The 20,208-nt window shown below is 68.5% G+C and carries 20 protein-coding genes and 1 tRNA gene; 4 read left to right on the forward strand and 17 right to left on the reverse strand.

Features of this window, described 5'->3' with window-relative positions; genetic code table 11:
* Positions 1-75: 75 nt before the first annotated feature.
* Positions 76-630, reverse strand: a complete 555-nt coding sequence (locus FHP25_RS26995) for a hypothetical protein (RefSeq protein WP_147850091.1) — start codon at positions 628-630, stop codon at positions 76-78.
* A gap of 231 nt (positions 631-861) precedes the next feature.
* On the opposite strand from FHP25_RS26995, the gene FHP25_RS27000 reads away from it, so the two are divergent.
* Positions 862-938, forward strand: a tRNA-Arg gene (locus FHP25_RS27000).
* A 340-nt stretch (positions 939-1,278) separates the two neighbouring features.
* On the opposite strand, the gene FHP25_RS27005 is transcribed toward FHP25_RS27000, so the two are convergent.
* Complete coding sequence (locus tag FHP25_RS27005; RefSeq protein ID WP_147850092.1) at positions 1,279-3,003, reverse strand: cation:proton antiporter domain-containing protein; 1,725 nt, start codon at positions 3,001-3,003, stop codon at positions 1,279-1,281.
* Positions 3,004-3,138: 135 nt separating this feature from the next.
* On the opposite strand from FHP25_RS27005, the gene FHP25_RS27010 reads away from it, so the two are divergent.
* Positions 3,139-3,327, forward strand: a complete 189-nt coding sequence (locus tag FHP25_RS27010) for a hypothetical protein (RefSeq protein ID WP_147850093.1) — start codon at positions 3,139-3,141, stop codon at positions 3,325-3,327.
* 182 nt (positions 3,328-3,509) lie between these two features.
* Here FHP25_RS27010 and FHP25_RS27015 read toward each other — a convergent pair whose 3' ends face one another.
* Together FHP25_RS27015 and FHP25_RS27020 are read right to left on the reverse strand one after the other, a co-directional pair.
* Complete coding sequence (locus FHP25_RS27015) at positions 3,510-3,821, reverse strand: DUF1272 domain-containing protein (RefSeq protein ID WP_147850094.1); 312 nt, start codon at positions 3,819-3,821, stop codon at positions 3,510-3,512.
* Between the two features lie 69 nt (positions 3,822-3,890).
* The gene (locus tag FHP25_RS27020; RefSeq protein ID WP_147850095.1) at positions 3,891-4,529 is read right to left on the reverse strand and encodes a class I SAM-dependent methyltransferase; all 639 of its coding nucleotides are present in this window, start codon (positions 4,527-4,529) and stop codon (positions 3,891-3,893) included.
* A gap of 54 nt (positions 4,530-4,583) precedes the next feature.
* On the opposite strand from FHP25_RS27020, the gene poxB reads away from it, so the two are divergent.
* Positions 4,584-6,314 carry a ubiquinone-dependent pyruvate dehydrogenase gene (poxB, locus tag FHP25_RS27025; RefSeq protein ID WP_147850096.1) on the forward strand — a complete coding sequence of 577 codons (1,731 nt, stop codon included), beginning with the start codon at positions 4,584-4,586 and terminating at the stop codon, positions 6,312-6,314.
* A gap of 11 nt (positions 6,315-6,325) precedes the next feature.
* On the opposite strand, the gene FHP25_RS27030 is transcribed toward poxB, so the two are convergent.
* The 7 genes from FHP25_RS27030 to FHP25_RS27060 form a co-directional block, all read right to left on the reverse strand.
* On the reverse strand, positions 6,326-7,219 hold the full coding sequence (locus tag FHP25_RS27030; protein ID WP_147850097.1) for a DUF72 domain-containing protein: 894 nt from the start codon (positions 7,217-7,219) through the stop codon (positions 6,326-6,328).
* Between the two features lie 77 nt (positions 7,220-7,296).
* Positions 7,297-8,235, reverse strand: a complete 939-nt coding sequence (locus FHP25_RS27035) for a phosphatidate cytidylyltransferase (RefSeq protein WP_147850098.1) — start codon at positions 8,233-8,235, stop codon at positions 7,297-7,299.
* Positions 8,232-8,867 carry a lysophospholipid acyltransferase family protein gene (locus FHP25_RS27040; RefSeq protein ID WP_147850099.1) on the reverse strand — a complete coding sequence of 212 codons (636 nt, stop codon included), beginning with the start codon at positions 8,865-8,867 and terminating at the stop codon, positions 8,232-8,234. The genes FHP25_RS27035 and FHP25_RS27040 overlap by 4 nt, the downstream gene beginning before the upstream one ends.
* A gap of 4 nt (positions 8,868-8,871) precedes the next feature.
* Positions 8,872-9,336, reverse strand: coding sequence for a hypothetical protein (locus FHP25_RS27045; RefSeq protein ID WP_147850100.1), 465 nt, complete (start codon positions 9,334-9,336; stop codon positions 8,872-8,874).
* The gene (locus FHP25_RS27050) at positions 9,333-10,691 is read right to left on the reverse strand and encodes a phosphatase PAP2/dual specificity phosphatase family protein (RefSeq protein ID WP_147850101.1); all 1,359 of its coding nucleotides are present in this window, start codon (positions 10,689-10,691) and stop codon (positions 9,333-9,335) included. The genes FHP25_RS27045 and FHP25_RS27050 overlap by 4 nt, the downstream gene beginning before the upstream one ends.
* A gap of 8 nt (positions 10,692-10,699) precedes the next feature.
* A complete protein-coding gene (locus tag FHP25_RS27055) occupies positions 10,700-12,454 on the reverse strand; it encodes a bifunctional alpha/beta hydrolase/class I SAM-dependent methyltransferase (protein ID WP_147850102.1) in 1,755 nt (584 codons plus the stop codon).
* A gap of 24 nt (positions 12,455-12,478) precedes the next feature.
* Entirely contained in the window at positions 12,479-13,084 is a 606-nt protein-coding gene (locus FHP25_RS27060) for a CDP-alcohol phosphatidyltransferase family protein (RefSeq protein WP_147850159.1), read from the reverse strand.
* A gap of 296 nt (positions 13,085-13,380) precedes the next feature.
* Here FHP25_RS27060 and FHP25_RS27065 point away from each other — a divergent pair, with 296 nt between their 5' ends.
* Complete coding sequence (locus FHP25_RS27065; RefSeq protein WP_147850103.1) at positions 13,381-14,139, forward strand: SDR family NAD(P)-dependent oxidoreductase; 759 nt, start codon at positions 13,381-13,383, stop codon at positions 14,137-14,139.
* 47 nt (positions 14,140-14,186) lie between these two features.
* On the opposite strand, the gene FHP25_RS27070 is transcribed toward FHP25_RS27065, so the two are convergent.
* From FHP25_RS27070 to FHP25_RS27095, 6 genes are all read right to left on the reverse strand, one after another.
* Positions 14,187-14,663, reverse strand: coding sequence for a tetratricopeptide repeat protein (locus FHP25_RS27070; protein WP_147850104.1), 477 nt, complete (start codon positions 14,661-14,663; stop codon positions 14,187-14,189).
* Positions 14,664-14,688: 25 nt separating this feature from the next.
* A complete protein-coding gene (locus FHP25_RS27075) occupies positions 14,689-16,359 on the reverse strand; it encodes an adenylate/guanylate cyclase domain-containing protein (protein ID WP_147850105.1) in 1,671 nt (556 codons plus the stop codon).
* 172 nt (positions 16,360-16,531) lie between these two features.
* On the reverse strand, positions 16,532-16,906 hold the full coding sequence (gene arsC, locus FHP25_RS27080) for an arsenate reductase (glutaredoxin) (RefSeq protein ID WP_147850106.1): 375 nt from the start codon (positions 16,904-16,906) through the stop codon (positions 16,532-16,534).
* 59 nt (positions 16,907-16,965) lie between these two features.
* The gene (locus tag FHP25_RS27085) at positions 16,966-18,678 is read right to left on the reverse strand and encodes an adenylate/guanylate cyclase domain-containing protein (RefSeq protein ID WP_147850107.1); all 1,713 of its coding nucleotides are present in this window, start codon (positions 18,676-18,678) and stop codon (positions 16,966-16,968) included.
* The gene (locus tag FHP25_RS27090) at positions 18,675-19,283 is read right to left on the reverse strand and encodes a regulatory protein RecX (protein ID WP_147850108.1); all 609 of its coding nucleotides are present in this window, start codon (positions 19,281-19,283) and stop codon (positions 18,675-18,677) included. Before FHP25_RS27090 ends, FHP25_RS27085 begins: the two co-directional genes overlap by 4 nt.
* 83 nt (positions 19,284-19,366) lie before the next feature.
* Positions 19,367-20,017 carry an HAD-IA family hydrolase gene (locus FHP25_RS27095; protein ID WP_147850109.1) on the reverse strand — a complete coding sequence of 217 codons (651 nt, stop codon included), beginning with the start codon at positions 20,015-20,017 and terminating at the stop codon, positions 19,367-19,369.
* Positions 20,018-20,208: the final 191 nt, after the last annotated feature.

Consider the following 20,208-nt stretch of genomic DNA (forward strand, 5'->3'; position numbering starts at 1 on the left):
GCCAGGGTACGCTGCCGGCGCTGCTTGCGGACGTGCGGCCGTGGGCCGGGTGGATCACATGGCGGTGAAGCCCGCTCAGCCGGCCGTCCGCACGGTGCCCAGGCGTCCGACCCTGACCGCATAGCCGAGATTGGCGAGACGGGGACGCTCGGCCGCCAGGAAGCTGTTCTGACGCGCGATCTCGCTGTTGATCTCGGCTGCCAGCCGGCCCTGCGCCATGCGGCCTGTGTCGGCGGTGGGCGCGCCGGCCCGTCCCGGAGCCGTGCTGGATACCGCCGGCCGCGCGACCTCCGTGGCAAGCGCATTGAGCCGGCCGAGATCGGCGGTGATCTTGTCGAGGTGGGTCTGGGCCTCGTTCCAGAGGGTCACCAGCTCAGGGTTGGTCGGGGTCGTGCCGGCCTGGAGCCGGTCGGTGATCAAGCCGATGGCGATGTTGTAGGCCTGGGTCTCGTGCCCGATCGAGGTGCGCAGCGCCTCGAGGCGACTGGATTGCGCTGCGGCCACGCCCGAAGGCGCCGGCGCGGCGCCGGTCCGCGTGGCGGCCGTCCGGCCCGCGGGGGCCGCGTCGCTGCAGGCTGCGAGCGCCAAGGCCGCCAGAAGGGTGGCGGCGAGAGAAATCCGGATCGCCATGAGCGTCGATGCCTCGGCGGGATGTCGGGCGGGGATTGACCGAAGACGGCGCGATGCTCAAAGGAAAAAAGGGCGGAATTGGCCCGCTAAGGGCCGGGCATCCGGCAATGGCGAAAAGTTGGAAGGTCCTGCCCCGGCAGGGCATCGAGCCGCTTGCGTCGGCCGGGCGATTTGAGTAGGTTCCGCGCCTCGCCCGGCACCCACAGGGTCTGCTGGCGTGGTTTGGCTCAGGCGCCCGTAGCTCAACTGGATAGAGCATCTGACTACGGATCAGAAGGTTAGGAGTTCGAATCTTCTCGGGCGCGCCAAACCCTTACGCGTTGAAAAATATAGAAGAATTTAGGACGGCGCGGGGCATCGTTGCCGGTTGGCCTGGGCAAGCGCCCCATCAACGACGCTGAAGCCGCGCCGCCAACCACCGCCTGCGGGGACGATCGCGAACGTCCATGCGTACAGTCTTCAGGTGACGACGAGACACGGCAATGCGCGCCCAGCGACTGACAATCACTTTCATATTTGCATTGATGCTGACATCGGGCTGGTTCGGTTTCCATCTGGCGGAGCGCAGCGCCGATCGGGCGCCTGATCCGTCGCCGCAACGGATCTTCGTGGTGCGGTGACGGCCTGACGCCGGACGGCGGGGCACGGCTAGGTCGCAACCGCAGCCTCCATGTCGGCCTTGTTCGCCTGCGCCCGCCTCGTGGCCAGCTCGCCGACATGGGCGCGCAGCTGCGGATGACGGCTCAGGAATGTCCGGAAGTCGCGCCTGTCGAGCGTGAGGAACCTGCAGAAGTCGACAGCCGTCACATCGGCCGATCGCCGTTCACCGCTCAGCAGCGCCATTTCGCCGAAGAACTCGCCTGGCGCCAGGCGGATCTCGCGGCTGCCGATGGTCACCTGAACCGCGCCTTCCGAGATGAAGTAGGCCGCATCCGGCCGATCGCCCTTGCGGATCACCCGGTCGCCCGGCGACGCCATGCGCGGCTGGAACAGCACCAGCAGCTCCTCGCGCGCTTCGTGATCAAGGTGTCCGAAGATCGGGAAGAGATCGACGAGGTTCTTCATCTGCAGGCTGCGTGCCGCCTCGCGGGCCTCGGTGCGGTCGCGCAGCGCGTTGAGCTGGGCCTGCAGCGCGGCCAGCCGCCGGGCGCCGTAGTTGCGGATCGTCGCGATCATGCTGAGCCGCGGCAGCACGACATCGACGACTGAAAAGCATAGCGGGTTGAGCGTGATCGACAGCAAGGCACCGGCGAGGATCAGGTCGAGGCCTTCCGGCGGCAGCAGCCCGGTGCTCTTGCCCAGCGCCGCCAGGATGAAGGAGAACTCGCCGATCTGCGCCAGGCTCGCGGAGACCGTCAGCGCCGTGGCGATCGGGTAGCCCAGCAGCGCGACGACGGCCAGCGCCGCCAGGGATTTTCCCAGCACGATGATCAGCAGCACCGCGATCACCGCCAGCGGCTCGCGCACCACGATCGACGGGTCGAACAACATGCCGACCGAGACGAAGAACAGGATGGCGAACGCGTCCTGCAGCGGCAGCGAGTTGGCGGCGGCTCGGTGGCTGAAATCGGACTCGGCAAGCACGACGCCGGCAAAGAACGCGCCGAGCGCGAAGGACACCCCGAACAGCGTCGCCGAACCGTAGGCGATTCCCATCGCGATCGCCAGGACGGACAGCGTGAAGAGCTCGCGCGAGCCGGTGCGCGCCACCTGCTTGAGCATCCAGGGCACGACCTTCGGGCCGAGAACCACGGCCAGGGCGACGAAGGCGGCCACCTTCAGCAGCGTCATGGCGAGCGTCATCACCACGCTGCCGCCGGCGGGGGCATGCGGGTCGGGGCGGCCACCCAGCAGCTCGGAGAGCGCGGGCAGCAGCACCAGCGCCACCACGGTCACCAAGTCCTCGACGATCAGCCAGCCGACGGCGATGCGCCCGTTGGGGTGTTCAAGGGCGTTGCGGTCCTCGAGCGCGCGCAGCAGCACGACGGTGCTGGCGACCGACAGGCTGAGACCGAACACGAGGCCGGCGCCCAGGCTCCAGCCCCAGGCCATGGCGAGCCCGGCGCCGAAGGCTGTCGCCAGCGCGATCTGGCCGATCGCGCCGGGGATGGCGATCCAGCGCACGGCCATGAGGTCAGCCATGGAAAAGTGCAGCCCGACACCGAACATCAGCAGGATGACACCCATCTCGGCAAGCTGTCCGGCCAGCGAGACATCGGCGACAAAGCCGGGCGTGAACGGGCCCACGGCAATGCCGGCAACCAGGTAACCAAGCAGTGGGGGGAGGCGGAGCCGATTGGCGATGAAGCCGAAGACGAACGCGAGCACGAACCCCATGGCGACGGTGGCGATCAGCGTGGCTTCGTGATGCATCGGCGTCTTTCGGAACTATGATGGAATGGACTGGGAAAGGCTGCACGCCTCGTGCTTCATTTTCATTAACAGCCTATGCAAGTTTCGGGCAATGCTTGATGTTGGCGGTGCAGCTGGGCTTCGATGGAGATTCCAATGAGCCGCAGGCCACATACCGGGGACAAGCTGAAGGGTTGGGACTGGGATCTCGACAAGGAGGCCATGCTTGCCGTGGAAGTCAGCGAGGACGGCGGCACGGTGATCGTCGGCGGCAGGGCATCCACCGTCGAAAGCTTCCTGGAGCTGCACCGCTGGTCGATCGGAGGATTCTGGGAAGTGAAGTGACCGGTGGTTGGGCGTTAACCGCGGACAGCGCACCGTCGCGTGATTCCTAGACCTGCTAAAGTGAGTCACGATTGTCATACCGAGCGCAGCGAGGGATCTCCCGCGAATGGCGCACCGTGCGCTCTGCCGCAGGAGATCCCTCGCTGCGCTCGGGATGACAGGTGTGTCACCAACCAGTGATTCTAGCGGTCTTCAGGCGCGATCTCCCGGATAAGCATTGCATGTGCCCTGACTTCGGCGAGGCTGAAGGCGAGATGCACCCGCTTGATCGAGGGTGGCCGCTTCGCTACTGAAAGACCCGGCCGCCATTCGGTCGCCGGACGGATCGGGCGTGGCTCGAACCCGCCGCCGCAATTCGGGCAGACGTTGTGCAGCGTGTTGTCGACGCAGTCGACGCAGAACGTGCACTCGTAGGAGCAGATGCGTGCCAGGGGTGATGCCGGCGGCAGGTCCCTGTCGCAGCATTCACAATTGGGCCGCAGATCCAGAGCCATGGCGGATAGCTTCCTGTTGAACGCCGCCAGGATAGCAATCCTGTCCTGCGCGAAAATGCCAAAGAGACCTCAAATCCTGCCACGGCGTAGGGTGGCCTTCGCCGCTGGCGCCGGGCATCGGCGCGCCGGCGTGATGCGCGCCGTGACGCCGAGCAGCGGCGGGGCGCCCGGCGCCGTGGAGCGCACCTCGGCGACGACAAAGCCGTTGGCCTCGAGAGCCAGGGCCAGCTTTCGGCTGATGGCATGGCGCTGCTTTGCGGCAGGCGGCTGGTACACCAGCGTCAGCGTGCCGTCCGCCGTGAGCGCATCGCCGATGACGGCGAGCTCGCGCGCCGCGTCGATCCAGAACAGGTTGACGTTCACGGCGAAAGCCTTGTTGAAGCTGGCGCTTTCGAAGCGCGCCGCGGCCAGCTCGGTCGCCTGGAATGCGGCCCTGCCGGATGCGATGTGATCCCGATTCCTGGCCTTGGCCGCAGCGATGGCCGTGGACGATCGGTCGATGGCCGTGATCGTGCCGTGCGTCAGCCGATCACAAATCAGCGAGACGGTCACGCCGGGACCGCAGCCGATCTCGAGAAGCCGGTCGGTCGGCGCGATATCGAGGCGTTCGGTCGCCCAGATGAGGCGTTGCGGGACCGTTCGCGCCAGCGCAGTCTTGCGATCTTTCGCGGCGGCGCCTCGTCGAGGCTTTGTCGATTGCGCGATCATCGGCCCGGATCATGCACCGGCCACGCTGCGGCGTCATCGTTCAGGAGCAGCACCATGACGACCGTCGCAGATCAGTTCGCCGAGACCCTCGCGGCCGCCGGCATCAAGCGCATCTACGGCATCGTCGGCGACAGCCTCAATGGCCTGACCGACGCGCTGCGCCGTCAAGGCAGGATCGACTGGATCCATGTCCGCCATGAGGAGGCGGCGGCGTTCGCGGCCGGGGCCGAGGCGCACCTCACGGGCGCGCTGGCCGTGTGTGCCGGCAGCTGCGGTCCGGGCAACCTGCATCTCATCAACGGCCTCTTCGACTGCCACCGCTCGCGGCTGCCGGTGCTGGCCATTGCGGCCCATATTCCGTCGGCCGAGATCGGCTCCGGATATTTCCAGGAGACACACCCGGAAACGCTGTTCAGGGAATGCAGCCACTACTGCGAGCTCGTCTCCAGCGCCGGCCAGATGCCGCGCAGCCTGCATATCGCGCTGCGCACGGCGATCGGTCAGCGGGGCGTGTCGGTGATCGTGATACCCGGCGACGTCGCGCTGCAGCCGGCAGCGCCGGCGGCGCCGCCGGCGACCATCGACCTCGCGCCGCCGCGGCCCGTGGTCGTGCCCAAGGCGAACGACATCCAGGCGCTTGCCGACCTGCTGAACGGCGCCGGCCGGGTGACGATCCTGGGCGGATCGGGATGTGCCGGCGCACACGAGCAGCTGCTGGCGCTGGGCGCACGGCTGAAGGCGCCGATGGTCCATGCCCTCAAGGGCAAGGAGCACGTGGAATGGGGCAATCCCTACGATGTCGGCATGACCGGGCTGATCGGCTTCTCGTCCGGCTACTACGCCATGAACGACTGCGACATGCTGTTGATGCTGGGCACGGACTTTCCCTATCGCCAGTTCTACCCGCAAGGCTCGGCGCGCATTGCGCAGGTCGACATCCGGCCCGAGCAGCTTGGCCGGCGGGCGCCGATCCATCTCGGGCTTGTCGGCGATGTCGGCACCACGCTCGACGCTCTGCTGCCGCGCCTGGAGGAGAAGCACGATCGCCGGCATCTCGACCAGGCCCTGGAGCACTATCGCCGGGCGCGGCGGGGCCTTGACGATCTGGCGGTGGGCACGCCCGGCAAGAAGCTGGTCCATCCGCAGCAGGTCGCCAAGGCGCTCAGCGATCTCGCGGCCGAGGATGCGGTGTTCACCTGCGATGTCGGCCTGCCGACCGTGTGGGCCGCCCGCTATCTGGCGATGAACGGCAAGAGGCGGCTGCTGGGCTCATTCTGGCACGGCTCGATGGCCAATGCGATGGCCCAGGCGCTGGGCGCGCAGGCCGCCTTTCCGCAGCGCCAGGTGATCTCCCTCAGCGGCGATGGCGGGTTCACCATGCTGATGGGCGATTTCCTCAGCCTGGCCCAGCTCGGCTTGCCGGTGAAGGTCGTGGTGTTCAACAACGGCGCGCTCGGCTTCATCGAGCTCGAGCAGAAGTCGACCGGGTTCCTCAACACCGGCACCGAGTTGAAGAATCCCGATTTCGCCAGCATGGCGGAGGCGGTGGGGATCCGCGGCATCCGGATCGAGGATGCTGCGGACGTCGAGCCCGGCATCAAGGCAGCGCTCGCCCATCCCGGTCCGGTGCTGGTCGATGCCGTGGTGAACCGCCAGGAGCTTGCGATCCCGCCCAAGGTCACCATGGACATGGCCAAGGGCTTCACCCTCTACATGGTCAAGGCCGTGATGAACGGCCGGGCCGATGACGTGCTCGACCTGGCGCGCAGCAATCTCTGGCGCTGAGCTGGCCGGGCTCAGCCGGCCCGTCGCGCGCGCGTCTTGCTTTTCGGCGGCGCCGGCGGCTTGGCGGTGGCGTTGCCCAGCGGCGGCAGGCGCTCGATCAGCGCCATCGCGGCGGCCGGCGCCTTGGGCTTGAAGCCGTTGATCATGTAGACGAAGACGTCGCGGGCAGCCGGCGCCTTCTTCTGCGGCTCGCCGATCAGGCCGAGATCGGCGGGCGTGCCGCCGCTCGACCAGGTCCGGGCCCGCTCGGCCCACAGGTCCAGCGCCTTGGCGGCATATCCGGTCTCGATATCTTCCGACGACCGCTGCAGCCGGGCATAGACGAACGGCGCCGTGACGTCGGGGATCTCGGGGAAGCTTTCCTTGTCCGTGAGGACCACGGCCACGTCGTAGGCGCGCAGCAGGGCGATGAACGCCGGCACGCGGAAGCTGTCGTGGCGGACCTCGACCACGTGGCGCACGGTGCGGCCGTCGATGCTGCGCGGCAGCAGCTTCAGGAAGGCCTCGAAGTCGTCAGGGTCGAACTGCTTGGAGGGCAGGAACTGCCAGTTGATCGGCCCCAGCTTCTCCTTCAGCTCCATCACGCCGCTGGCGAAGAAGCGCTCGATGGAGGACCCCGCCTCGGCCAGCACGCGACGGTTGGTCGTGAAGCGCGTGCCCTTCAGCGAGAACACGAAGCCGTCGGGTGTCTCTTCACGCCAGCGCGCGAAGCTTTCCGGCTTCTGCGATCTGTAGTAGGTGCCGTTGATCTCGATCGAGGTCAGGTGCTGGCTGGCGTACTCCAGCTCCCGCTTCTGCGGCAGGCCCTCCGGATAGAAGACGCCACGCCACGGCTCGAACGTCCAGCCGCCGATGCCGACCCGGACCGCTCCCGCGGCTTGCAGTTTGGTGCTCGCGCTCGGCATAGGCTCCGTCTTCCCGCAGCTGCGCAACGGGGCGCAGCGTCACCGGCTTGGGTCCGTCCGTCAACACGGATTCGTCGCTACGCCGTCCACCAGAAGCGCACGACGTGGAAGAAGATCGGGGCTGCGAAAATCACCGAGTCCAGCCGGTCGAGCATGCCGCCATGGCCCTCGATCATATGGCCCCAGTCCTTGACGCCAAGATCGCGCTTGATGGCCGACATCACCAGGCCACCGAAGAAGCCCATGAGGTTGATCAGCAGCGCGATGCCGAAGGCATGCAGCGGCGAGAAGGGCGTGATCCACCACAGCGCCGCGCCCAGCACCGAGGCGCTCAGCACGCCGCCGACAAACCCTTCCACGGTCTTGGACGGCGACAGCAGGGGCGCGATCTTGTGGCGGCCGAACAGCTTGCCCCAGACATATTGCAGCACGTCGCTCGACTGCACCACCAGCACCAGGAAGGCGATCAGCAGCAGCTGGCGGCCGTCATAGCCCGGGATGTCCAGCGTCATCAGCGCCGGCACGTGCGAGACGCAGAACACGCAGACCATCAACCCCCATTGCACCTCGGCGATGCGGGTCAGGAAGTTCTTGGTGTCGGCGCGCAGCGCGGCGACGATCGGCATCACCAGGAAGGCGTAGACCGGGATGAAGATCGAGTAGAGGCCGTACCAGTCGATGCCGATCAGCACATACTGCGCCGGCAGCACGATGAAGAAGGCGCCGGCGATGGCGATGTGGTCGCCGCGCCGCGTGCGCATCAGCGTCAGGAACTCGCGCAGCGCCAGGAACGAGGCCAGCGCGAACAGCACGATGACCCCGGTCTTGCCGAACACGAAGGCGACGGCGATCAGCGCCACCATCACCCACCACGCCTTGATGCGTGCGTTGAGGTTCGCGATACCCGGGCTCTCGCCCCGGGCGCGGCGGGCCAGGACGAAGCCCACAAGCGAGGCGATCACCAGCAGCCCGCCGATGCCCGCGAACAGGGCCAGTGTCTGCTCGTGCGTGGTCATGGCTCGGACTCTCCGTTCCCCTGCGGGCTGGCCAGCGCCAGCAGCGCGCCTCGGGCGCGCGCGATGAAGGCCGTCTTGTCCTCGTCCTGCGCCACCTTCAGCGGGGCGCCGAAGGTCAAGGTGCAGAGCAGGGGAATGGGCAGGATCTCGCCCTTGGGCAGCACGCGGCTGATATTGGCGATCCAAACCGGCACGCACTCGATGTCGGGCCGCGCCTTGGCCAGCCAGTACAGGCCGCTGCGGAATGGCAGCAGGATCTCGTCGCCGGTGTTGCGCGTGCCCTCGGGGAAGACGATCAGCGAGGCGCCGCCGTCCAGCGCCGCGCACATCAGTTCCTGCGCTTGCCGGGCGTCGCCGCCGCGCGGGATCGCCACGGCCCGGAACACCCGCTCGCCGATGAAGCGGCGCGATGCGGATTGCTGCCAGTAGTCGGCGCCGGCGACGGGCCGCGTCATGGCGCGCAGGCCTGGCGGCAACGACGTCCAGATCAGCACGAAGTCGCCATGGCTCGAATGGTTGGCGAAATAGATGCGCTGCACCGGCTCGGGCTGGCAGCCCAGCCAGTTGGTGCGCACGCCCGTCACCAGCCGCGCAAAGACCGTGATGACGCTGGCCGCGAGTCGTTCGATCATGCGATCAGCCCCTCACCACGACGAGAATCCAGCCGCTGACGCCGATGACGACGAGTTGCGCCACGGCCATCGTGGCCTGACGGCGCAGCAGCCCCATCGCCCCGCGCACGCGGGCGGCGACCGGACGTCCGGCCTTGTCCGCCGGCATCAGTCCAAGCGCGCCCATGGCCCCGTCGAAGCTGGCTGTTGTCATGCTGCCGCCTGCTTCGCCTCGCGCCAGCTGCTCAAAAATCCGCGCATCGAAGGCGACGCGCAGGGCAAGCCATAGCTCCGCCAGCCCAATGACGACCGCCAATGTCGCCGTCGCCAGCGCCGGCAGCGGTCGCGGATGCAGGAGCGCCAGGCTCGGCAGCGCCAGCACGCTGGCCACGGTGAGCGCCGCCGACAGGCGATGCACCGTCGCGCCCTGGGACAGCAGATGCGCGGCGACGGCGGCAGTCGCCCGGTCGTCCGCAGTGGGATCGCTCATGGCGCCTTGCCGGCGGCGAGGGGCGCGGAAGCGGCAGCCTCGCTCAGGGTGCGGGCAAGCGATGCAGCGTCGAGCGCGATACGGGGGCGGGCAGCGCGGATCATGGCCAGCGCCTGGGCAGTGTCGATGGCACGACCGCTGCGCACGAGCCAGGCCGCGATCGCCGCGGCGCTGCGGCCATAGCCCAGCGCGCAGGTGACGAGCACGGGTCCATCACGGCGCAGAGCCTCGATCGTGTCGGCCGCGCGCTGCAAGGTCGTTGCGTCGAGCGGCACAAGGTCCAGCGCCGGGCAGGCGCGGTAGGCCGGCATGCCGCGCGGGCCGGGCAGTTCGGCGCTGAGGTCGAGAATCGCCCGCACCGGCAGCGCCCTGGCCTGCCGTGTCGTGGGCACGCGACCGATCCAAACGCCGTCGGCGACATGGTCGGGGGCCGGGTGCCGGCGGGTCCACAGGCGCGAATTGATCCAGGCGCCGATCAGGTACGGCAGCAGCAATGCCCAGGCGGCCAGGCTCAGCTGGCCATCGGCGCCCTTCTGGAAGCCGTCGGCGCCGATGATGCCGTAGAAGGCGGCCACCATGCCCAGCGCCACCGCGGCCCACAGGAGCCACAGCCATGCCCCGCCCAGGCCGAACGCGAGGGCGGCGCAGAAACCGGCGCCGCCGGCGTAGATCGCCGCCAGCCGCCGCCGGGCCGGATCCGGCGTCCAGGCGAGCGACAGCAGCGGCGATCTGCGCCCGAGCGGCCACAGCCACAGCGTCAGGAAGCCCAGCAACGCCCCGGTCGGGATATCGATGAAATGGTGCTGGTAGGTCGTGAGCACCGAAAGCCCGATCGACACGAACCACAGGCGCAGAACCCAGCGCCACAACGGCGTGGCGTGGCGGGCATAGAATTCCAGCAGGATCACGGTCAGGGCGATGTGCAGCGACGGCGCCTGGTTGAACGGCTTGTCGAAGGCACCCAGCGAGGCGAACAGGAAACCGGCAGCGCCGGTGGTCTCCGGCCGGTCGAACGTGAAGCGCAACGGAAACAGCAGGAAGCAGGACACCGCGATCATCTGCGCGGTCAGCAGGCGGCGGACATGCGTGTCGAGCTCGGCCCTTGTGGCGCAGACGAACAGCGACAGGCCGTAGAAGGCGTTGATCGACCAATAGGGGAAGATGGTCCAGTCGACGAACGGGATGTGCCGTTCCCAGCCGAACACCACGCTGCCCACGTCGCTGCGCTGCGCCGCGAGCCAGTTGGCGAGCCCGTAGGTGGCGTAGAAGAAGACCGCCAGCATGGCCAGCCATGCCGTCGCCCGCTTCCAGGGCCGCCCCGGCTCATTCTCGAGGGGCGCCACTGCGTTGTGCATCGGCGCCATCACGTGCCCTCGATCCGCTGCGCCAGCGACACCGTGAAGATGCCCCATTCGTCGACGCGCTGGTCGAGCTTGCGGAAGCCGGCGGCGGCGACAAGCTGGTCCATCTCCTCCTGCGTGCGGCGGCGCATGACCCAGGCCGCGCCGCCGCGATGGCTGGTGAGCGCGCGCGCGATCAGCTCGAGCTGCGGATGCCAGGGCTGGCCGGTATAGACGAGGTAGCCGCCCGGCGGCACGGCTGCGGCCATGCCCTCCAGCGACCGTTTGACCAGGCCGTTGTCGGGGAACAACTCGTAGAGGCCGGACACGATGCCCAGGGTCGGGCGCGGCTCGACCCTGGCCAGATCGTCGCGGTCGAACGCGTCGCCTTTCACGAAGCGCGCAATGTCGATCAGGTCCTTCTCGACGATGAGGCGGCCACCGCTCTCGACATTCAAGTCGCTGTAGTCGCGCAGCAGGATCGAGTCGGGCCGGTCCCGGCCTTGCGCCTCCAGCGCCTCAAGGACGTAGCGTCCGTGGCCGGCGGCGATATCCATGATCCGCACCTTCTGGCCGCCGTCGCGCAGCCGCTTCATGGCGCTGCGGATCAGCTCCTCGACATGCAGCTTGCGCTGGCGGATGCCGCGCCAGCCGATCGAGTCGAGATAGGCCCGGTCGATCAGGCGGCCCACCGACCCGACGCCTTCGGCCGTGTTGCGATAGACGTAGTCGAGCGTCGAGCCTGAATCGAAGCCGGTCTTGTGGCCAAGGCCGATGCCGCGCGAGAACCAGCCGCCGATCTTCATCGAGGCGCGGGTCATCGCCCAGTACAGACCGCGCGCCGAGAAGAACGGCAGCGGCGTGGTGAGCGCATCGGCCTCGTCGCGGGTGTAGCCCCAGCGGTGCGCATCGAGCAGCGTCGGACGCTGCAGCGGCTCGGCAAAGCGTTCGTTGATGAAGCGCCTTGCATGCGCGACGGCGACCGGGCGTCCCAGCTCGCCCAGCGTGTCATGATAGAAGCCGGCCAGCACGTGGCGTTCCTTGTGCGGCGTGCCCAGCCGCTCATAGAACAGATGCTGCGGCGTGTGATGCACCACCCAGTCGGCGCCCGAGATCAGCAGCTGGGTCGGGATGGTGATGGCGCGCGCGTCGGCCACCACGCGGTCGGCGGCATCGTAGAGCCCGGTCAGGATGTTGACCGAGATGGCGCGCGTGATCAGCGGATCGGAGTCATAGGACGCGATGCGCTCGGGGTCATGGGTCAGGAACTTCGCCTTGACGTAGCTGTTGACGAACCGGCCGGGCTTGACGCGCTCCAGCACCGCCAGGCCATGCCGCGCGAACGGCACGTAGAGCTTCACCTTGAAGGCCGGTGACGCCAGCACCAGGCAGCGCACCTTGGGGGCATAGTCATGGGCCCAGGTTGCCACCAGCACGGCGCCGACGCTCTGCGCCACCACCGCCATGTCCTCGGACGCGATGCCGTAGGTGGCGGTGATGTGATCGACGAAGGTCTGCACATCGCGCACCGAGGTGCCGAAGCTGGGGCTGAAGCCGCGCACGCCGGGCGACCGTCCGTGGCCGCGCGCATCCCAGGCGAAGAAGGCGAAATCGGCCAGGTCGAGCTCCTCGACGAGGTGCGCCATCCGCCCGGAATGCTCATGCCCGCGATGGAACAGCACGACGGCGCCGCGCGGCGTGCCGGCCGCCGGCCAGTACCGGTAGAACAGCTCCACGCCGTCATGCGTGGTGAAGGTCTTCTCTTCGGCAGTGCGCATGCAAACCCCGTCGCCGCGTGGGCGTTATGAGCTGATCTCGGCCAGACCGCGGCGCACGCGGTTGACGATGTTCAGCGCGATCAGCGCCGCCACCAGCGGCAGCAGCCATGCCAGCCACCCCGGCAGGTCGCCGCCGATGCCGATCCATAGTCCGAGCGCGCCGAAGACGAACGCGCGGTCGCTCTTGCCCATCGGCCCGTCATAGCGTCGCGTCGCGCCGACCATGACGCCCAGCACGCCGGCAAGCTCGCTCAGCGTCGCCAGGAAGACGACCAACGCTGCGCTCGCCGGGGTGAAGGGTGCCATTGCCGCGACGGGCAGGTAGAGTGCGGCGTCGGAGATGACGTCGCAGAGCTCGTTGAGGTAGGCGCCCAGCGCGCTTTTCTGGTTGAACTCGCGCGCCAGCATGCCGTCCAGCGCATTGAGCGCCATGCGCAGGAAGAGCCACGCGGGCAGGAGCAGGAACGGCCAGCGGGCAGGGGCGCAGGCTGCCACGATGATGCCGACCCCCACCGACCCCGCCGCCGCCGCCAGCGTCACCTGGTTTGCCGTGACCCCGGCGCGTGCCAGGGAGCCGGCCAATGGCCGCAGCAATGCCTGGAAGCGTGGCTTGAGATCGTAGAGCGTGATCACGGGCAGCTCATCTTTCGTATTCGTGACGCAGGCGTCATTTATGAGTAATCACTCACTATCACGGACTTTGGAAGCCGTCAACCTGCGCTTTCAAGCGCGGTGCCGGCGGCGGTGTTAGCTACGGGCAAGGGGTTTCCGCACGATTGCGCGGCCGTATCCGGTTGGTTTCGTGGGTTGCTTGGATAGGCGATGACGCGCAGGCGATGTAGGACATGCTGATTCCTGTGCCTCCGGTCAGCGCATCGCGGACAACACCCACACCCTGCCACGAAGTCGAAGAAGGAACGAGCCCCATGCCCGATATCAGTCGCGTCTGCCTTGTCACCGGGGCGTCGTCCGGCATCGGTGCTGCCACCTGCCGGGCGCTGGCAGCGTCCGGTGTCGGCATCGCCGTCCATGGGCGCCGGAACCTGGACGGCGCCCGCCGGGTGGCGGGCGAGATCGAGGCCGCGGGCGGGGCGGCGCTGGTGGTGGAAGGTGACCTCTCGGTCGCCGATGTCGCCGCCGCGATCGTCGCGGCGACGACAGATCGCTTCGGGCGACTGGATGTGCTGGTCAGCAACGCCGGCTTCGCCGACCGGCGGCCGATCGGCGAGCTCGACCGGCCGGGATACGATGCGTCGATGGCGGCGATGCAGAACGCCTTCTTCGATCTGATCCTGGCGGCACGGCCCTGGCTGGAGAAGGCGCGCGACGGCCGTGTCGTGGCGGTGTCGTCGTTCGTGGCGCATGCCATGGGGTTCGGGCTGCCGGTGTTCCCGGCGACCGCGGCGGCCAAGGCAGGCATCGAGGCCATGGCCAAGGCCTTCGCCGTGCAAATGGCACCCTATGGCGTGAGCGTGAACTGCGTCGCCCCCGGCTTTGTCGAGAAGGATCCCGGAATGCACACGGCGCTGACGCCAGGCCGCAAGGCCGAATGGGAACGGGCAATACCCATCGGCCGTTTCGCCAAGCCGGCCGAGGTCGCCGCCGCTATCGCCTTCCTGTGCTCGCCGGTCGCGGGCTACATCACGGGCCAGGTCATCCACGTCGATGGCGGCGTCACGCTCTGACGCCGCTCGCCCGGCGGCGCCGGGGCACATCGCGCGGCGCCGACGCGTCACTTCGGCTTGATGCCCTTCTGGTGGGCGGCGATCGCATCCTTGAGCATGCGATGCTCCTTGCAGCCGAAGATGCAGAGCTGATCCAGGCGCGCAAGGTGCTGCCGCGCCTGCGCCACGTCATCGAGCATCAGGTAGGCCTCGCCGATATATTCGTGGGCGCCGATATGCTTGGGGTCGATCGTCAGGGCCTGCTGGTAGTATTGCAGCGAGCCTCGCGGATCGCCCGATTTGCGCGTCGCGAAGCCCAGCAGGTTGAAGGCGTTGGCATTCCGGGGGTCGCTGGCGACCGCGCGGCGCAACGCCTCGATCGCGCGCGGAAAATCGCCTTTCTCGACCGCGGCCTTGCCGATGTCGTAGTCCGCATTGGCGGCGGGCCTGGCGGCCGGCTCGGACTCGGTGCCGGCGGCGGCGACGGGCCTTGTGGCGGCGATGGCGAGCAGCGCGGCGAGCGCAGCGCAGACGGTACGACGCATGATGTCCCCCGAAAATGACGGTGGCTTATGACCATGATGCCGGCAGCCGGCTGGCGGTGGTCACGGCCCGCACGGCCATGCGCCGCTCCCGGCCGCGGACCTCGACGTCGTGGCGCTGCCAGCCCAGCAGGGTGACGCCACCGATGTCGAGCAGCTCCTGCGAGACGATCAGCTCGCAGCCCAGCTCCTTGGCGACATTCTCCAGCCGGCTCGCCGTGTTCACGGTGTCGCCGATGGCGGTGAGGCTGACCGCCCGGCCATGGCCCATCTCGCCGACGATGGCCGGGCCGGCGTGGATGCCAAGGCCGATGCGCAGCGGCCGATCGAGCTCGCCGGTCAGGGTGTCGTTGAGCAGCTCCAGAGCGATGGATATGCGCCGCGCGGCGTCCAGCGCCTGGCGGGCCGCGGTGGCGCTGTCGCTGCGCAGGCCGAACACGGCCATCACGCCGTCGCCGATGAACTTGTCGACATGCCCGCCGGCGGCCTGGACCGCATCGCCCATCGACCGGAAATAGCGGTTGAGGATGAACACGATGTCGAACGGCAGGCGCTTCTCGGAGATCGACGTGAAGTCGCGCAGATCGGCAAACAGCACCGCCACCACCCGCTCCGTGCCGTGGGCCGACATGTCGCCGCGCAGCACGTCTCGGGTATCGGCGGCCGGCGGCAGCATCGGCGTGACCGTGTAGATGCCCGGCGGCGGTCGCGTCTGGCATGCAAGCCGCACGCCCTGGGGGGCGCCGATCCGCTGCAGCACCCGGGCTTCCTCGGCGCTGGCTGGCGGCAGGCGCTCGCCATCGGGACCGGCGATGCGCACACGGCAGGTCGAGCAGCGGCCGCGGCCGCCGCATACCGAAGCGTGCGGGATGCCCACGACGCGGCTCATCTCCAGCAGGCTCAGCCCGGCAGGCAGCGAGACGAAACGCCCTTCGGGGTATTCGAGGCGCACCGAGCCCTTGCGGTGCTCCCACCAAGCGCGCAGCGGCCGGGCTGCGAGCACGAGGGCGATGAGGATGATCACCGTGGCGATCAGGATATCCGACAGCGCGCGCAGGCGGTCGATCGCGTCCTTGTCGGGCGGCGCGTTGAGGGCCCGCGCGAGCGCCATCAACCTGTCGGTGTCCTGGAAGATGTCGGCCGCCTCGCGCAGCGCCACGGCCACCCCGCAGACCGCAAGCGTCGGCACCATCAGCGCCGCAGCGTAGAACAGGGCGATGAACCGCCGGTACCAGGGCTTCAGGCGCAGCCAGAAGTGCAGGCCGATGCAGCCATGGATCCAGACGATCAGGATCAAGCCGAACTGCCGGGCGCCGTTCCACGGGTCGGCCACCATGGGCCACAGGACCCAGAAATAGGCCGTGGTGACGCCGTCGATCTCATGCGCGCCCCGCACCATGACGAAATGGCCCAGCCCGATCGGCAGGATGCACAGGCCGAGCGCCAGCTGGATCCACTCCCATCGCGACAGGCGCAGCCGTCGCCGCCTGAACACCGACCACAGCACCAGGCCGAAATGCGTCAGGATGGCGAGCGCCAGGATGCCCGTGCCCACGGGATTGCGCCAAACCGCGGCGAAGACCGTCAGGCCGGCATCGGCGGCGGCGATCGAGAACAGGCCAAGCGCGTGGTTCAGCAGATGTGTCGTCACGAAGACGAACAGCGTGATCCCGGAGATCAGGCGCAGGCGCTGCGGCATGGCGCGATCCTGGCCTGTCCTGCGGCATGTGGCGGCGCGATGACGCGCGCTGCCATGGCGGACCGGCCTGGGTGCAGAGAATACGGAGGCATTGTGCCGTGCTTGGCTTTCATTGTGTGCCTGTCGGGCCACGAAGCCTTAACACCACCGGCGGCATTGCCTTCCATCGGCCCTACATCTTGCCGATCACCTTCAGCACCGCCTCCGGCGGACGGCCGATGGCGGCCTTGTCGGCAGCGACGACCACGGGGCGCTGCAGAAGGACCGGATGCGCGGCGATCAGCTCGACAACGTCCTTGCGGGTCAGCGTCGCGGCCTTCTTGCCCGTCGCCTTGAACTCGGCCTCGCCGTCGCGCAGCAGGGCCCGCGGCTCGCCGCCCAGCAGGTCGAGCAGGGTCTCGATTTCCCGCCGGCTCGGCGGCTGCTTGAGGTACTCCCGGATCGCCGGCTCGACGCCATGCTCCTGCAGCAAAGCCAAGGTCTCACGCGATTTGCTGCAGCGTGGGTTGTGCCAGATCGTGATGGCTGTCTTTGCCGTGGCGGGCATCCGCCGTCTCCCCTCAAGCATCGTCGTGGCGGCAGAGTAGGATGGTGCCTGGCCGCGCGCTAGGCCGGCGCCGGGGTGACGACGGTTTTACCGCCGGCCGGGTCCGCGGCCCGCGACGGTGCCGCCGCCAGCGTCGCGGCGTCGGCGATGGCGTAGACGACGAGCTTGCCACGCCGCCCGCGCACGTCGATCTCGTGGCGTGGCACGTCGTCCAGCATCACGCCGGCCCGCTCGAGCAGGTCGTGCGAGACGACCAGCTCGCAGGCGAGTTCCTTGGTCATGCTCTCCAGGCGGCTCGCGGTGTTGACCATGTCGCCGATCGCCGTCAGCGACAGGGCCTGGCCATAACCCATTTCGCCGACGATCGCGGGTCCGGCATGCACACCGATGCCGATCCGCAGACGCAGGTCCAGGTCGGCGCTCAGCGTGTCGTTCAGGTCCTTCAGCGCCAGCGACATGCGGCGTGCCGCGTCGAGCGCCTGCTGTGCCGCCCGTTGCGGGTCGCCGTCGATGCCGAACAGGGCCATCACGCCGTCGCCGATGAACTTGTCGACATGGCCGCCGGCGCTCTCGATGGCGCCACCCATGGCGCGGAAATAGCGATTGACCACGAACACCACGTCGAACGGGAGCCGTCCCTCGGACAGCGCGGTGAAGCCGCGGATGTCGGCGAAGAGCACGGCGATGAAGCGTTCGCTGCCATGGCCCGACGAGCGTCGCCAGGCGTCGCTGGGGCCGACCGACGGGCTCATCAGCGGCGTGACGTGGTAATCTCCCGCCGGCGGATGGATCTGGCATGCCAGCCGCACGTTGGGCGGTGCGCCGATGCGGGCCAGCACCTTGGCCTCCACCGTGGTCGGCTCAGGCAGGCGGGCGCGATCCGGGCCGCCGATGCGCACGCGGCAGGTCGAGCAGCGGCCGCGGCCGCCGCAGACTCCGGGATGCGGGACCCCGGCGCCGCGGCTGATCTCCAGCAGCGACGGCCCGGCCGGCACCACGACGACGCGGTCGGCGCTGTACCTGATCCGCACGACGCCGTGGCGGCGCTCCCACAAGTCGCGCAGCGGACGGGCGGCCAGCGCCGCAACCAGGATGGCGCCGGCGATCATCTTCAGCAGGTTGCTGAGGCGGTAGAGCTCCTGGCTGACTTCAGCCGTGATGCCCAGCGCCTGCAGCATCTCCCGCAGGCGTTCCGGGTCGGCGGCAAGCTCGCTGACCTGGCGGGCGCCGGCCAATGTCCCCGCCAGCGCCAGGACCGGCAACGCGACGGCGAACCCGAACAGCGATGGCAGCCAGCGGCGATACGACGGCTTCAGGCGCAGCCAGGCATGGATGCCGATGCAGCCGTGGATCCAGACGATCAGCGCCAGCCCCATCTGCTGCAGCGCGCCGAGCCAGCTGTCGCCGACGGACAACAGCACCCAGAGGTAGTTGGGTGGAACGTCATGAAGCTCGGCGCTGCCGCGATTGGCCACGAAATGCGTGATCCCGACGGGCAGGATGGCCAGCCCGAGCACGAGCTGCAGCCACTCGGAGCGCACCAGCCGCAGGTGACGGCGGCGGACGAACGACCATAGCGCGAGGGCGACATGGGCCAGAAGCGCGCCGTACAGCACCACCGTGCCCGGCGGGCTGTGCCAGAACGCGGCGACAGCGGCCAGCACGTCATTGGCCAGACGCAACGGGCCCAGAAGCAGCACATGGTTCGACAGATGCAGCGCGGCGTAGCCGAACAGCACGAGCCCGCTGTACAGGCGGATCTGGCCGATCATGGCGGCGGGCCGTCGGCAAGCAGGGCATCGGGATCGTCGGCGTCGATGACCTGGCGAGCGATGTCCAAGGCGAAGCCGGCGCGGCCAAGGGCTGCGAGGTCGCGGCTGCGCCGCTCATCGCGATCGCCGGTGGTGCGAAATGGGCCCAGCCGTCGGCGGCGGGCGAATGCCAGGGCGGCGCGCAGGTCGAGCTCGTGGCCATCGGCCGCCAGCTCCTCGCGGGTCGTCTCCAGAGCCTGATCGACGCCATCGCGGTCGATGCCGGCGCGCTTCAGCTTCTCCCGGATGTGACGTGACGAGACGCCGCGCCGGTGCAGGCTGCCGGCCTTGCGTTCGGCATAGCGGGTGTCGTCGAGGACGCCGGCCTTGGTGTAGCGTGCGATGATGCCGTCGATCACGGCTTCGGCGGCAGCCACGATGGGCACCGCGGCGCGCTGCGCCGTGCGGACCCGGCGCATCAGCACGGCGCGCAGCTGTGACGACGAGGCGTCGAAGCGTGCGACGTAGGCGGCCGCCGCGGTTTCAAGGCGCTTCTGGGTGAGGGCCGCGACGTTCCGTCGCGGCGGTCGGCTCCGGGTGCCGTGGCTCTGCTCGGGTGCGGTCATCTGGTCGTTCCCGCCACCTCCATTCTCACCCAAGCACCGCCTCCCGACAAATATTCCACTGCCGCCCGGACGGCTCATGCACCTCAGCGCAAGGCCATGCCGGTTACGGCCTCGAGCTCGCCGATGGCTTGCGCCGAGCCGAGGACCTTGATGGTCCGCATGCCCAAAGCGCGTGCCGGCTTCAGGTTGATGCCCAGGTCGTCAAGGTAGACGCAGCGCTCAGGCGCCACGCCGAGCAGTTCGCAGGCGTGCCGGTAGATGCGCGGGTCCGGCTTGCGCATCCCCAGGATGCTCGACTCCACCACGTGCTCGAACAGGGTCATGATCTCGGCGATCTGCCGGGCGCGCTCGGGGTCGCGCGCCATGCCGGGGCCGGTGCCCGACTTCACATTGTTGGTGATGCATGCGACGCGATAGCGCGTGCGGACACGCCGCAAAGCCTCGACCATGTCCGGCCGGATGTCGCCGCTCAGCCGCGCCAGCACCTGCTGCCCGTCCAGCCGATGCCCCTGGGCCAGCGCCTCGGCTTCGAAGAGGGTGACGAACGCATCCGTGCTGATTTCACTTCTTTCCATCCGGGCCCAGGCATTGGTGTCCGGATTGCGCGCGTTGAGGAGGCGAATGAAATTTTCAGGAAGTCCGGCCTCGCGCTCATAGGCCGCGAAAGCATCGAACGGGCTGCTGAGGATGACTCCGCCGAAGTCCCACAAAACCGCCTGTAAACCGTCGTTCATATTTCACATTCCCTGCAAGTCTAATCCAGCTTGAACCATTTTCGCACCGGCGCTGCCTTGATAGGGCCACACCCTGTCCGTACACCAAAATACGACGAAAGCGGGCGATGCTTTCGCATGATCGACGGTGCGCAGCCGAAACGTCGGAAGCGACACGCGCACGGAGCGAGTTGACGGGGGACAAACTCGCC

It is taken from the genome of Vineibacter terrae, assembly GCF_008039615.1.
GTDB classification, from domain to species: Bacteria; Pseudomonadota; Alphaproteobacteria; order Reyranellales; family Reyranellaceae; genus Vineibacter; species Vineibacter terrae.

Coding starts and splice junctions, on each gene's coding strand:
- FHP25_RS27020 (WP_147850095.1), bottom strand. CDS start 4,529: ATGATCGCGCAATCGACAAAGCCTCGACGAGGCGCCGCCGCGAAAGAT.
- FHP25_RS27035 (WP_147850098.1), bottom strand. CDS start 8,235: ATGACCACGCACGAGCAGACACTGGCCCTGTTCGCGGGCATCGGCGGG.
- FHP25_RS27010 (WP_147850093.1), top strand. CDS start 3,139: ATGAGCCGCAGGCCACATACCGGGGACAAGCTGAAGGGTTGGGACTGG.
- FHP25_RS27070 (WP_147850104.1), bottom strand. CDS start 14,663: ATGCGTCGTACCGTCTGCGCTGCGCTCGCCGCGCTGCTCGCCATCGCC.
- FHP25_RS27050 (WP_147850101.1), bottom strand. CDS start 10,691: ATGCACAACGCAGTGGCGCCCCTCGAGAATGAGCCGGGGCGGCCCTGG.
- FHP25_RS27040 (WP_147850099.1), bottom strand. CDS start 8,867: ATGATCGAACGACTCGCGGCCAGCGTCATCACGGTCTTTGCGCGGCTG.
- FHP25_RS27095 (WP_147850109.1), bottom strand. CDS start 20,017: ATGAACGACGGTTTACAGGCGGTTTTGTGGGACTTCGGCGGAGTCATC.
- arsC (WP_147850106.1), bottom strand. CDS start 16,906: ATGCCCGCCACGGCAAAGACAGCCATCACGATCTGGCACAACCCACGC.
- FHP25_RS27045 (WP_147850100.1), bottom strand. CDS start 9,336: ATGAGCGATCCCACTGCGGACGACCGGGCGACTGCCGCCGTCGCCGCG.
- FHP25_RS26995 (WP_147850091.1), bottom strand. CDS start 630: ATGGCGATCCGGATTTCTCTCGCCGCCACCCTTCTGGCGGCCTTGGCG.
- FHP25_RS27085 (WP_147850107.1), bottom strand. CDS start 18,678: ATGATCGGCCAGATCCGCCTGTACAGCGGGCTCGTGCTGTTCGGCTAC.
- FHP25_RS27075 (WP_147850105.1), bottom strand. CDS start 16,359: ATGCCGCAGCGCCTGCGCCTGATCTCCGGGATCACGCTGTTCGTCTTC.
- FHP25_RS27055 (WP_147850102.1), bottom strand. CDS start 12,454: ATGCGCACTGCCGAAGAGAAGACCTTCACCACGCATGACGGCGTGGAG.
- FHP25_RS27090 (WP_147850108.1), bottom strand. CDS start 19,283: ATGACCGCACCCGAGCAGAGCCACGGCACCCGGAGCCGACCGCCGCGA.
- FHP25_RS27065 (WP_147850103.1), top strand. CDS start 13,381: ATGCCCGATATCAGTCGCGTCTGCCTTGTCACCGGGGCGTCGTCCGGC.
- FHP25_RS27005 (WP_147850092.1), bottom strand. CDS start 3,003: ATGCATCACGAAGCCACGCTGATCGCCACCGTCGCCATGGGGTTCGTG.
- poxB (WP_147850096.1), top strand. CDS start 4,584: ATGACGACCGTCGCAGATCAGTTCGCCGAGACCCTCGCGGCCGCCGGC.
- FHP25_RS27030 (WP_147850097.1), bottom strand. CDS start 7,219: ATGCCGAGCGCGAGCACCAAACTGCAAGCCGCGGGAGCGGTCCGGGTC.
- FHP25_RS27015 (WP_147850094.1), bottom strand. CDS start 3,821: ATGGCTCTGGATCTGCGGCCCAATTGTGAATGCTGCGACAGGGACCTG.